Genomic DNA, 11,837 nt, shown 5'->3' on the forward strand with positions numbered 1-11,837 from the left:
GAAGCCGCGCCTAAGTGGACCTGACTGCCGATCCGGTTTGCTCCAGTGAGGCACAGCAACCCCAGAGTCCTTATCGGTGCCAGCAAAGGCTACGCTGGTGCTTGTCCCCATCCAGGGGGCTTGAGGGTATCCGGTGTCCATTCCGGGCCTCCCCGCGCGCTGGTAAAATGGGGTCGCTCGTGCCGCGTGTAAAGGCTATTCGCCGATCACCGATAGGTGGGTCCGCCGGGGGCCTCGGGTCAAATCCCCCGCGGCGGGTTCGCCGCTCGGCTCAAGCAGGGCCCGACCGCGTCGGGGCCGGTAGCCGCCTCAATGCGCGGCGTCCCAGTTGGGGGCGGCGCGGGCGTCGACGACCAGGGGGACGGTCAGGGCGACGGCGGGGTCTGAGGCGGTTTCCATGACGCGTTTGATGACGGTGATGGCGCGGTCGGCCTCGGCCTCGGGGGTTTCGAAGACCAGTTCGTCGTGAACCTGCAGCAGCATGCGGGTGGTCAGCCCGGCCTCGGCCAGGGCTGTGGGCATGCGGATCATGGCGCGGCGGATGATGTCGGCGGCGGCGCCCTGGATCGGGGCGTTGATGGCGGCGCGCTCGCCGAACTGGCGTTCGGCGCCCGATTTGGAGTGGATGGCGGGGATGTGGATGCGGCGGCCGAAGACGGTGGAGACGAAGCCGGCCTGGCGGACCTCGGCCCTGGTCTTGTCCATATAGGTTCGGATGCCGGGGAAGCGGTCGAAATAGGTCTTGATATAGGCGCCGGCCTCGCCCTGATCGATGCCCAGCTGGGCGGCCAGGCCGAAGGCGCTGATGCCGTAGACGATGCCGAAATTGATGGCCTTGGCGCGGCGGCGGGTCTCGGACGGCATGCCCTCGACGGGGACGCCGAACATTTCGCTGGCGGTGGCGGCGTGGATGTCGAGCCCGGCCTTGAAGGCGCGTTTCAGCTCGGGGATGTCGCCGATATGGGCCAGCAGGCGCAGTTCGATCTGGCTGTAGTCGGCGCTGATCAGCAGATGGCCGGGGGCGGCGATGAAGGCCTGGCGGATTTCGCGGCCGGTCTCGGTGCGGATGGGGATGTTCTGAAGGTTGGGGTCCGAGCTGGCCAGGCGGCCGGTGGTGGCGGCGGCCAGCTGATAGCTGGTGTGGACGCGGTCGGTGGCGGGGTCGGCGGCGGCGGTCAGGGCGTCGGTGTAGGTGCCCTTCAGCTTGGACAGCTGGCGCCAGTCCAGCAGGACGCGGGGCAGGGCGTGGGTGGCGGCCAAGTCTTCCAGCACGCTGGCGTCGGTGCCCCATTGGCCGGAGGCGGTCTTCTTGCCGCCGGGCAGGTTCAGCTCGCCGAACAGGATTTCGCCGATCTGGCGGGGGGAGCCGATGTTGAAGGGGCGGCCGGCGATCTCGTGGGCCTGGGCCTCCAGCTCGGCCATGCGCAGGCCGAACTCGCTGGACAGGCGTTTCAGGCGGTCGGGGTCGATGCGGACGCCGGCGGTCTCCATCTCGGCCAGGACGGCGGGCAGGGGGCGCTCCAGGGTCTCATAGACGGTGGACAGGCCCTCGCGCGCCAGCCGGGGCTTGAGGAGGCGCCACAGGCGCAGGGTCACGTCGGCGTCCTCGGCGGCGTACTGGGTGGCGGGTTTCAGGGCGACGTGTCTGAACGACTTCTGGCTCTTGCCCGTTCCCGCCACGCTCTTGAACGGCACGGGGTCATGCCCCAGATGCAGCCGCGCCAGCTCGTCCATCCCATGCCCGTGCAGCCCGCCCTCCAGCACATAGGAGATCAGCATGGTGTCGTCATAGGGAGCCACGCGGATCCCCCGCCGCGCCATGACCGCCAGATCGTATTTGGCGTTCTGCAGCACCTTCAGAACCGACGGATTTTCTAATAAAACCTTGAGCTTCGCCAAGGCCTTGGCCTTGTCGAGCTGCTGGATCGGCTCCCGCGCCTCCCCCGGCACCCCGAACAGCCCTCCCTCGCCCGCCTGCGGCTCATGCTCATGCGTCAGCGGGATGTAACAGGCCTCATTGGGCCCCACCGCCAGCGACACCCCGCACAGCCCCGCATGCGTCGCCGACAGCGACGACGTCTCCGTGTCAAAGCCGACACTCCCCGCCTCGACCGCCCTAGCGATCCAGCGATCCAGCGCCTCTTCGGTCTGGACGCACTCGTAAGCCTCAAGGTCGAAGATCTGGGCCTCGGCGGGACCTTCCACCACCTGCCCGTAGCGGGGCGTGGCGACGGGGGCGCTCAGGTTCGGGGCGCGCTTGGGGGCGAAGGCGGAAGTCTCGCTGGGGCCGGCCCTGCCGTCGCCGACACGACGTTGCAGCGACCGGAACTCCATCTTGTCCAGAAAGGCCGACAGGGTCTCGGGATCCGGATCGCGCACGGCGAAATCCTCGATCGGCTCGGGCGCCGGGGCGTCGCAGGTCAGGCGGACCAGCTCGCGCGACAGGCGGATCTGATCTGCGAAATTGATCAGGGTCTCGCGGCGCTTGGGCTGTTTGATCTCGCCCGCGCGGGCCAGCAGGGCGTCCAGGTCGCCGTATTCATCAAGCAGCTGGGCGGCCGTCTTGGGTCCGATGCCCGGGGCGCCGGGAACATTGTCGACGCTGTCACCGATCAGGGCCTGAAGATCGATCATCTTCTCCGGGCCGACGCCAAACTTCTCGAACACCTCGGGCTCGGCCAGCCGCCGGTCCTTCATCGGATCCCACATGACGACGCCGCCGCCGATCAATTGCATCAGATCCTTGTCGGAGGACACGATCACCGCCTCGCCGCCGGCGTCCCGGGCCTTGCAGGCATAGGTGGCGATCAGGTCGTCGGCCTCGTAGCCGGGCAGTTCGACGCAATGGACGCCAAAGGCCGCCGTCGCCTCGCGCACCAGGGGAAACTGCGGGACCAGGTCCTCGGGGGCCGGCGGGCGGTGGGCCTTGTACTGGTCATACAGGGTGTTGCGGAACGTCTTGTCCGAGTGGTCGAAAATGGCGACCAGATGGGTCGGGCCGTCGGCGCCCTTCATGTCCTTCAGCAGCTTCCACAACATGTTGCAGTAGCCCTGGACCGCCCCGACCGGCAGGCCGTCGGACTTGCGCGTCAGCGGCGGCAAGGCGTGATAGGCGCGGAAGATATAGGCCGAGGCGTCGATCATCCACAGCCGCAGGGCGGGGCCGTCCTGGGTGAGGGGGCGATCCTGTTCGGGGGCGGTCTGGGGAGCGGAGGCGTCGGTCATGGCCGGAACATAGGCGGCCGGAGCCGCCGCGTCAGCCGTCAGAATTCGGTCCAGCTGGATCCAGGGTCGCGCCGTCCCGGCTGGGCCTGTTGCTGACCCCAGCTGACGATCATCAGCAGCTTGTGACTGCGGATCCTGTACTCGCCGATCATGGGCAGGACCGCGCCCAGGGGAGCCCCGGTCTTGGCCTCGTACAGGAAGCCGGAAAACTCGGCGACGCCCACCCGGTCGCGATTGCTGTAGACCGAAAGTTCCGGCAGCGAGACGACGTTCAGGGTCTCGTTGATGGGAATCCGCATTTCCGGAAGACCGAAGACGCGGCGCATCTGTTCCAGCGACAGGGCGCCCGGCCGGATCTCGAACACAGCGTCGGATTCGTCCTTGTTGCGCGCCAGGCGGTATCCGGCGTCAGACAGGGCGGCGCGAATGGCGCTGATGGCGTAGCGCGAGCCCTCGCCCTGGAAATAGGACTCATCGACGAAGATCGACGCCGCCGTCGGCAGGGGCAGGGACAAACCCTCCACCGCCTTGTCCGACGCCCGCGCCATCAGCAGCTGTTCGGTCGCGGTGCGGCCGATATAGGTCTCGGTGGTCGAGGCGCAGGCCGACAACGCCAGGGCCGCCGTCGATACCAGTGCGAGGTGACGCATCACCATGTTCCGGTATTGTCCATGGAGGCCCAGGGCTCGGCAGGGGCCAGGGGCTCGCCTTCCTGCAGCAGTTCGATCGAAATACCGTCCGGCGACCGGACAAAGGCCATATTGCCGTCGCGCGGCGGACGATTGATCACCACTCCGCCATCCATCAGCCTTTGGCAGGCGGCGTAGATGTCATCGACCTTGTAGGCCAGATGGCCGAAGTTGCGGCCGCCCTGATAGGTTTCCGGATCCCAGTTGAAGGTCAGTTCGACCTCGGGGGCGCATTCCGCCGCCGACTGTTCCAGATTCTTGGGCGCCGCCAGGAAGACCAGGGTGAAACGGCCCTTCTCGTTCTCGGTGCGTCGCACCTCCTGCAGGCCCAACAGATCGCAATAGAAATGCAACGAGGCGTCGAGGTCCTGTACGCGGACCATGGTGTGCAGATAACGCAAGCGTGTGTCTCCGTCCGGGAGGCGCGGTTGACGCCCTCTATAGCCGCCAGATGGCGAAACCACGATTCAACTGAGGTGACAGGCTCAGCGGGCCTGTATTCAATGGGCCTCGGGCGCGCGGGCGGCGGGGCTCAGATATTCGCTCTCGTCGTGCGGATCGGCCGACAGGACGAAGCGGCGGTCGCAATAGCCGCACTCGATGAAGTCGTCCTCGCCCATGTCCATATAGACCAGCGGATGGCCGAGGGCGCCGCCGCCGCCGTCGCAGGCGACGCGCTTGGTCGAAACCACGACTTCTTCGGGCGGAGGGATGATCGCGTCGGGATGGCGGGGCGGCATTATTCGGCTCGTATCTTGGCGAGGAGGCGTCGGGCGCATACCTATGCGGCCCGTCCGGCGGCGTCAAACCGCCGCGCGACCCGATTTCTCGATCAAAGCGCCCCGAATGACCGATGCGACGACCCTGCCCGACAACGCCATCGAGGTGCGCGGGCTGAAGAAGACCTACGCCGGCTCCAAGAAGTCGGCGCCCAAGACGGCCCTGCGCGGGGTCGATCTGATCATTCCCCGCGGTTCGGTGTTCGGACTTCTGGGGCCCAACGGCGCCGGAAAATCGACCCTGATCAACATCCTGGCCGGAGTGGTCAAGAAGTCGGAAGGCACGGTGACCATCTGGGGCCGCGATATCGACAAGGAGCCGCGCGACGCCGCCGCGGCCCTGGGCGTTGTCCCGCAGGAAATCGTCGCCGACGTCTTCTTCACCCCACGCGAGTCGCTGGAGGTCCAGGCCGGCTTCTACGGCGTGCCGAAGAATGAACGCCGCTCGGACGAACTGCTGGCGGCGCTGGGCCTGTCGGACAAGGCCAACGCCTACGTCCGCGCCCTGTCGGGCGGAATGAAGCGCCGCCTGATGGTGGCCAAGGCCCTGGTTCACAATCCGCCTATCCTGATCCTGGACGAGCCGACAGCGGGGGTGGATGTCGAACTGCGCCGCCAGCTGTGGGCCTATGTGCGCCAGATCAACGCCGAGGGTGTGACCATCGTCCTGACCACCCACTATCTGGAAGAGGCGCAGGAGCTCTGCGACACAATCGCCATCGTCAACCGGGGCCAGGTGGTGGCCTGCGAGCCGACGCCGCAACTGCTGCGCCGTCTGGACAGCCGCAATGTGGTCGTCACGCCCGAGACGCCCCAGGCGACGCCCCCGGTTCTGGACGGCTTCCAGGTCACGCCCCGTCCCGGCGGCGCCTTCGCCGTGACCTACAAGAAGGGGCAATCGTCGGTGGAACAGGTCATCAACGCCGTCCGCGCCGCCGGCGTGACCATCGCCGACATCACCACCGAGGACCCGGACCTGGAAGACGTCTTCCTGGCCCTGACCTATGGGGACGCCAGCCAGGTCGATCCGACGAAGGACTAATCCACGTCCGCCAGGAATTCGAAGATCGCCGCCTTGGCCTCGGCTTCGTCCAGCATCGGGGCGTGGCCGACGCCGGGGACCTCGACATAGGCCATGGCCGGCGCGGCCTTCTTCATCTTCTCGGCGATGGCGGGGCTGAGAAGGTCGGACTCCCCGCCCCGCACCAGCAGGGTCGGCTTGGTCTTCGCCAGACGCCGGAACATGGGCCACAGGTTGGGAACCAGGGCCTTGGCCCCCGCCGCCCGGATCGGAACCGAGATGTCCGGATCATAGTCCAGTTCGATCTCCCCGTCCGGCTGCTGGCGGAAGATGCGCCGCGCGAACCCGTCCCAGTCGGCGTCGGAATAGTGGGGAAAGGCGACCCCGTTGATTCGTTTCGCATAGGCCGCCGCATCGGCCCATGAGCCGATCTCGACGGGCTGGCCGCTGTAGGACGCGATGCGCGCCAGACCTTCGGGCGCCACCTCGGGACCGATGTCGTTCAATATGGCGGCGACCACCGCCCGGGGCTTCAGGGCCGTCAGGGCCATGGTGATCAGCCCGCCCATCGAGGTGCCGACGAAGACGGCGCGGTCGATCGCCGCCTGATCCATCAGGGCCAGCATATCCTTCGCATAGACATCGGGCCGGTAGGTCATCGGGTCGGACGCACGATCCGACAGGCCGCGCCCGCGAACATCGACGGCCAGGACGCGCCGTCCGCTCTGGGCCAGAAAAGGCGCGAGAGCGCCGAAGTCGGCGCTGTTACGGGTCAGGCCGTGAATGGCGATGATCGGCGGACGCGCGACGCCGGGCCCCGGCGCATAATCGCGCGCGAACAGGTCCAGACCGTCCGGGGATTTCCAGCGACGTTCGACATAGGCGGCGACGAGGGTCACGGGGCGCTCCTTCAACCAAGAAGGAGGAAACTAATTCACCGCACGAAGAATTGCGATGGTCAGGCGCCGATCAGTTCACGCACGAAGACGTCCAGGTCGCCGCCCTGGAACAGGAAGCCCGACACGCCCGCCCGCTGCGCCGCCTCGATGTCGCGCGGCTGGTCGCCGATCATGAAGGACTTCGCCGGATCGATGTCGTGATCGGCCATGGCCCGCAGCAGCATGCCGGGATTGGGTTTGCGGTCGGGATGGTCGGGATGGCGATAGCGTTCGTCTCGCGCCTCCGGATGGAAGGGGCAGGCGTAGACCGCCCCGATCACCGCCCCGTCCTGGGCCATGCGTTTGACCAGCAGGGCGTTGAACCCGTTCATCTGGGCCTCGTCGAACATACCGCGCGCCACGCCCGACTGGTTGGTGACGATCACCGCCAGATAGCCCAGCCGGTTCAACCGCCGCACCGCCGCCGTCGCGCCCGGGATCAGTTTCAGATGTTCGGGCAGATGGGGATAGCCGGAGTCCTCGATCAGGACTCCGTCGCGATCCAGAAAGACGGCGGGCAGACCGGTCATGCGTCGTGTCTCAGCAGTTCGGAAAAGGCGGTCATCAGGTGATACAGGCTGGAGGCGGGCGCGGCCTTGTCCGACGACGTCCCGTCCGCCTCATAGCTGTCGACCCACAGGCCGGGAACGGCCGTCGCCAGATGGGTGGCGAAGGTCGCCTCGATCAGGTCTGCGGCGGCGGCGTCCCCGAAGGTCAGGGCGGTGCGGACAGCCTCCGTCTGAGCCCACAGACGGCGTCCGGCGTGGATCGGCGCACCGTCGGCGTCCATCTCGCGGATCATGAAGCCGGCCTTGAGCCCCTGGGCGACGGCGCGGCGATGCAGGGCCTCCGCCGCCTGGTCCAGGCCTGGGCCGGCGTCGAGACCGGCGATTTCAGCCTGACGCAACAGCCAGGCCCATTCCTCGAAATGGCCGGGTTCGACGATATGCCCGACGGCCGGATCCGGTCGCCAATCCTCGGTGAAATACTCGCGGATCGCGCCGTCGATCAGGAAACGGTCGCGGCATAGGTCCAGCACCATGCGCGCAGCCGTCTCGAAGGCCGGGTGGGGCGCCGCCGCCTGCCAGGCCAGCATGGCCTCCAGCAGGTGCATGTGCGGGTTCTGGCGACGCGGCAGACTCGGCGGCAGGGCCTCATGCCAGCCGCCGTGCGGGGCCGCCATCAACCGATTGATCGCCCCCAGGGTCTCCAGCGCCAGGGGCCGGGCCCGGTCGTCGCCCAGCACCCGATGCGCGGCCGCCAGGGCGAAGAGCACGAAGGCCAGATCATAAAGGTCCGGCGTCTCGTCCACGACCGCGCCTGCGTCATCGGTCGCCGCGACCCACAGGCCGTCGTCGCGGCGACAGGCGGCGATCATCCGGTCCAGACCGGCCTGAGCCACCGCGCGCCCCGGCGCCCATCCCAGGGCGGCGGCTTCGCAGAAGACATAGATCTGACGCGCCTGAACCCGGGTGCGTCGGCGCAGTCCGGTCCGCGCCCGACCTTCGAAATCCAGCTGTTCGAAGAACCGCCCCTGGCCGTCCACACCACGGTCGGCCCACAGCGGCAGGGCCTGGTGAAACAACCAGTTGGAGACCTTGGTCTTGGCGGCGGCGAGAGCGGACATGGCGTCGGCTTAGAACATCATCGTTGCAATGGGCAACGCGAAGTGACGCCGCCCGGTTTGGTCTCCGCGTTCGATCTTGCTAGGACGGCGGCCACCCTCGCGGCCCGACCCGTCGGTCCGCCGCCCCCGATTCCCGTGGAGAGCGCGTTTTCATGATCCCCTTCATCGACCTTCAGGCCCAGCGCCTGCGTCTCGCCGGCAAGATCGAGGCCGCGGTTCAGGAGGCCGTCGTCGGCGGCGCCTGGGTCATGGGTCCGCAGGTCCGTCAGTTCGAAGCCGACCTCGCCGCCTTCGGCCGGGCCAAGCACGCCCTGGGCTGCGCCAACGGCACCGACGCCCTGGCCCTGCCGCTGATGGCCTGGGGAATCGGACGCGGCGACGCGGTCTTCGTGCCCAGCTTCACCTTCGCCGCCACCGCCGAGGTCGTGCCCTGGTTCGACGCCGAGCCGGTCTTCGTCGATGTGGACGCCGACACCTACAATATGGACCCGGTCGCGCTGGAGCGCGCCATCGAGGGGATCAAGGCCGAGGGCCGTCTGACCCCGCGCGTGGTCATCGCCGTGGACCTGTTCGGCCAGCCCGCCGACTACCCGGCCATCAAGGCGATCTGCGACAAGCACGGGCTGAAGCTGATCGCGGATTCGGCCCAGGGTTTCGGCTGCACCATCGGCGGGGAGCATCCGCTGAAATGGGCCGACATCACCACCACCAGCTTCTTCCCGGCCAAGCCCCTGGGCTGCTACGGCGACGGCGGGGCGGTGCTGACCAATGACGACGAACTGGCCCAGCTGATCGATTCCGTCCGCGTCCACGGCAAGGCGGTGGCGGTGGACCTGAAGGACCGCACCTTCGACCACGATCCCAAATATCTGAACATGCGCATCGGCCTGAACAGCCGCCTGGACACGATCCAGGCCGCCGTCCTGATCGAAAAGCTGAAGGTGTTCGGTGAAGAGATCACGTGGCGCAACCGGATCGCCGCCCGCTACAATGAGGGTCTGCGCCCACACGTCGCCAAGGTTCCCGACGTTCCGGCGGGCAATATCTCCAACTGGGCGCAATATACGGTCGAACACCCCGACCGCGACGGCCTGATCGCCCATCTGAAGGCCCATGACGTGCCGACCGCCGTCTATTATCCGATCCCGCTGCACCTGCAGCCGGCCTATGCGCATTTCCCGCGAGGGGCCGGCGGCCTGCCGGTGACCGAACGTCTGAAGGACGTGGTCTTCAGCCTGCCGATGCACGCCGATCTGGACGAGGCGACCCAGGACAAGGTCATCGCCGCCGTCGCCAGCTACAAGGGCCAAGCCTGATGCCGACCACCCCCGTCCTCAAGTTCGGCGTCGCCGGCGTCGGCGTCATGGGCCGCAACCATGCGCGCGTCGCCTCCGAGATGCGCGAGTTCGACCTGACCACGGTCTTCGACCCAGATGCGGTCGTCGCCGATGGGGTCGCCGCCGCCTATGAGGCGGCGCCGGTCACGACCGCCCAGGCCTTTATCGACGCGGGCCTGGACGCAGCCGTCGTGGCCACGCCCAACCGATTCCATGCCGAAATCGGCGTCGCCCTGCTGGAAAAGGGCGTCCACGTCCTGGTCGAGAAGCCGATCGCCGCCACCGTGGCCGACGCCCAGCGGATGATAGACGCCGCCAAGGCCAACGACCGCGTCCTGATGGTGGGCCAGGTCGAACGCTTCAACCCGGCCGTGGACACGGTCAAGCGCGCCGTCGCCGACGACGAGATCATCTCCATCCAGATCACCCGCGTCGGCCCCTTCCCGCCGCGCATGGGCGAGGTCGGCGTGGTCATCGATCTGGCGGTGCATGACATCGACATCATCCGCCACCTGACCGGATCCGAGATCGTCGAGGTCCAGCCGCAGCTGGCCCGCACCCGCGCCGAGCGCGAGGACACGGCCCTGCTGCAGTTCCGGCTGGACAACGGCGTGATCGCCCACATCACGACCAACTGGGTCACGCCCTACAAGACCCGCACCCTGCAGGTCGCCACCAAGACCAAATTCATCGTCGCCGACCTGATCACCCGCCAGGTGACGGAGTATTTTGGGCAGCAGCCCGACGGCTCCTATTCGACCCGGATGCTGAACAGCTGGCCGGCCGAACCGCTGAGGAAGGAGCTGGAGGCCTTCGCCCGCGCCATCCACACCGGCGAGACCCCGGCGGTGACGGGGGAAGACGGCCTGCGTAATCTGGAAGTCGCCCTGCGCTGCCTGGGCGAGGCGTAAAGTCGCCGCAATGGCCGGGGAGGAAGAGGCATGCGCTCCATTCTCGTTCCCGTCGCCGCCGCTGTTGTCGCCGTGTCCGCCGCCGCCCCGGCCCACGCCGACACCCGCTATCTGTCCTACAACGCCTCGGACCGCATCACCCAGGCCCTGACCAAGGGGATCACCCTCCAGGTCCGGCGCGGCCTGTTCGGGGCGATCAGCGTGGAACGGCTGTTCTCGACCACCGCGCGCGGTTCGGCCGACTTCACCCGGGGCGGGCCGAACGAGGCGCGGCGCGTCCTGCCCGAGGGGGCGAACGAGAGCGACCTCTATGCCATCGAACAGAGCGGCGACGGACGGGGTCTGGCCCGCGCCCTGTGTCCCGGCGCGAACGACGTCTGGCTGGTGATGAGCCGCATCCGCGCGCCCCGCCCGCTGACGATACAGGCGGTCGGCCGCTGGGCCGACGGGACCTACCGCCATTGCGTGACGCTGAGTTACGACTGGCGCGGCGAATGGCAGACGGCGCCGGTCTCGCCGTTTGCGGACACGGACTCCTAGATCCAGCCCGTTCCGCCGACGGCGCGCCCTTTCGCCCGCCACGCCTGGTCGTCTATCTTCATGGCTGGAGAGGCGTTCGGAGAGACAGCGATGCGATGGGCCCTGCCCCTGGCGGTTCTGATCGGCGTGGTCGCCGCCCTGCTGACCTGGACCCGGCCGGGCGCGTCCATCCCGTCGATCACCGACGCGCCGGTCACGGTCTATCTGCTCGACAACGGCTTCCACACCGATCTGGCCGTGCCCCGCGCGGCGCTGGAACGACGCGGCGGGCCGCTTGGACAGGCCGTCGCGGACCTGGCGCCCGGCGACTGGATTCTGATCGGCTGGGGCGACGCCGCCTTCTATGTCGATCAAAGTCCGATCTCGGACCGATTGCCTGACGGCGCGCGCGCCTTCTTCCGGCCCGGCAATCCCTCCGTCGTCATGCTGGACCCGGAGAGTCTGGACCCCCGCGACCGCCACGCCGCCGATCGACGCGCGGCCCTGCGCCTCCCGCCCGGCGCCTTCGATCGAATGGCGGGACGGATCGAGTCCTCGCTCGACCTCGCAGACGGGGGGCCGCGTGTCGCGACCGCTCGCGCCGGCGACGACGCCCGCTTCTTCGTCAGCCGGGAGAGCTTTTCGATCCTGCACCTGTGCAACCACTGGACGGCCGGTGCGCTGAACGCCGGCGGGGTGGCGATCCGCCCGGCGCGCTCGGCGTTTTCGGGCGAGGTGATGCGGTCCGTCAGAGCGGCGGAACTGGACAGGGCGGCTCCACACGCCTAGAC

The 11,837-nt window shown here is 68.1% G+C and carries 12 protein-coding genes; 5 read left to right on the top strand and 7 right to left on the bottom strand.

Annotation, left to right across the window (positions count from 1 at the left end; translation table 11 throughout):
- Positions 1-309: 309 nt before the first annotated feature.
- The 4 genes from polA to GYM46_RS07055 all read right to left on the bottom strand — a co-directional run bounded on the left by polA (position 310) and on the right by GYM46_RS07055 (position 4,654).
- Positions 310-3,225, bottom strand: a complete 2,916-nt coding sequence (polA, locus tag GYM46_RS07040) for a DNA polymerase I (RefSeq protein ID WP_008259128.1) — start codon at positions 3,223-3,225, stop codon at positions 310-312.
- Positions 3,226-3,263: 38 nt separating this feature from the next.
- The gene (locus tag GYM46_RS07045; protein WP_230307713.1) at positions 3,264-3,875 is read right to left on the bottom strand and encodes a DUF6655 family protein; all 612 of its coding nucleotides are present in this window, start codon (positions 3,873-3,875) and stop codon (positions 3,264-3,266) included.
- Positions 3,875-4,315, bottom strand: a complete 441-nt coding sequence (locus GYM46_RS07050; protein WP_008259598.1) for a VOC family protein — start codon at positions 4,313-4,315, stop codon at positions 3,875-3,877. The genes GYM46_RS07045 and GYM46_RS07050 overlap by 1 nt, the downstream gene beginning before the upstream one ends.
- Positions 4,316-4,414: 99 nt before the next feature.
- Positions 4,415-4,654, bottom strand: coding sequence for a zinc-finger domain-containing protein (locus GYM46_RS07055; RefSeq protein ID WP_008263386.1), 240 nt, complete (start codon positions 4,652-4,654; stop codon positions 4,415-4,417).
- A gap of 106 nt (positions 4,655-4,760) precedes the next feature.
- Between GYM46_RS07055 and GYM46_RS07060 the strand changes: the two genes are divergently transcribed.
- Positions 4,761-5,735: an ABC transporter ATP-binding protein gene (locus GYM46_RS07060; protein ID WP_008264330.1), complete on the top strand. Its 975-nt coding sequence runs from the start codon at positions 4,761-4,763 to the stop codon at positions 5,733-5,735.
- Here GYM46_RS07060 and GYM46_RS07065 read toward each other — a convergent pair.
- From GYM46_RS07065 to GYM46_RS07075, 3 genes are read right to left on the bottom strand one after another with little or no spacing between them, the layout of a single operon-like run.
- Positions 5,732-6,613, bottom strand: a complete 882-nt coding sequence (locus tag GYM46_RS07065; protein ID WP_008264277.1) for an alpha/beta fold hydrolase — start codon at positions 6,611-6,613, stop codon at positions 5,732-5,734. The genes GYM46_RS07060 and GYM46_RS07065 overlap by 4 nt on opposite strands.
- A 59-nt stretch (positions 6,614-6,672) precedes the next feature.
- Positions 6,673-7,182 carry a D-glycero-alpha-D-manno-heptose-1,7-bisphosphate 7-phosphatase gene (locus GYM46_RS07070; RefSeq protein WP_008263644.1) on the bottom strand — a complete coding sequence of 170 codons (510 nt, stop codon included), beginning with the start codon at positions 7,180-7,182 and terminating at the stop codon, positions 6,673-6,675.
- Complete coding sequence (locus GYM46_RS07075) at positions 7,179-8,279, bottom strand: AGE family epimerase/isomerase (RefSeq protein WP_008262557.1); 1,101 nt, start codon at positions 8,277-8,279, stop codon at positions 7,179-7,181. Before GYM46_RS07075 ends, GYM46_RS07070 begins: the two co-directional genes overlap by 4 nt.
- Positions 8,280-8,431: 152 nt before the next feature.
- Here GYM46_RS07075 and GYM46_RS07080 point away from each other — a divergent pair, with 152 nt between their 5' ends.
- From GYM46_RS07080 to GYM46_RS07095, 4 genes are all read left to right on the top strand, one after another.
- Positions 8,432-9,595, top strand: a complete 1,164-nt coding sequence (locus tag GYM46_RS07080) for a DegT/DnrJ/EryC1/StrS family aminotransferase (RefSeq protein ID WP_008261952.1) — start codon at positions 8,432-8,434, stop codon at positions 9,593-9,595.
- A complete protein-coding gene (locus tag GYM46_RS07085; protein ID WP_008263975.1) occupies positions 9,595-10,527 on the top strand; it encodes a Gfo/Idh/MocA family protein in 933 nt (310 codons plus the stop codon). Before GYM46_RS07080 ends, GYM46_RS07085 begins: the two co-directional genes overlap by 1 nt.
- 30 nt (positions 10,528-10,557) lie before the next feature.
- Positions 10,558-11,067 carry a hypothetical protein gene (locus tag GYM46_RS07090; RefSeq protein WP_008264340.1) on the top strand — a complete coding sequence of 170 codons (510 nt, stop codon included), beginning with the start codon at positions 10,558-10,560 and terminating at the stop codon, positions 11,065-11,067.
- 90 nt (positions 11,068-11,157) lie between these two features.
- Positions 11,158-11,835 (top strand): DUF2459 domain-containing protein, encoded by a 678-nt coding sequence (locus tag GYM46_RS07095; RefSeq protein WP_008260345.1) that lies wholly within the window; start codon positions 11,158-11,160, stop codon positions 11,833-11,835.
- Positions 11,836-11,837: the final 2 nt, after the last annotated feature.

The organism is Brevundimonas mediterranea, assembly GCF_011064825.1.
GTDB classification, from domain to species: domain Bacteria; phylum Pseudomonadota; class Alphaproteobacteria; order Caulobacterales; family Caulobacteraceae; genus Brevundimonas; species Brevundimonas mediterranea_A.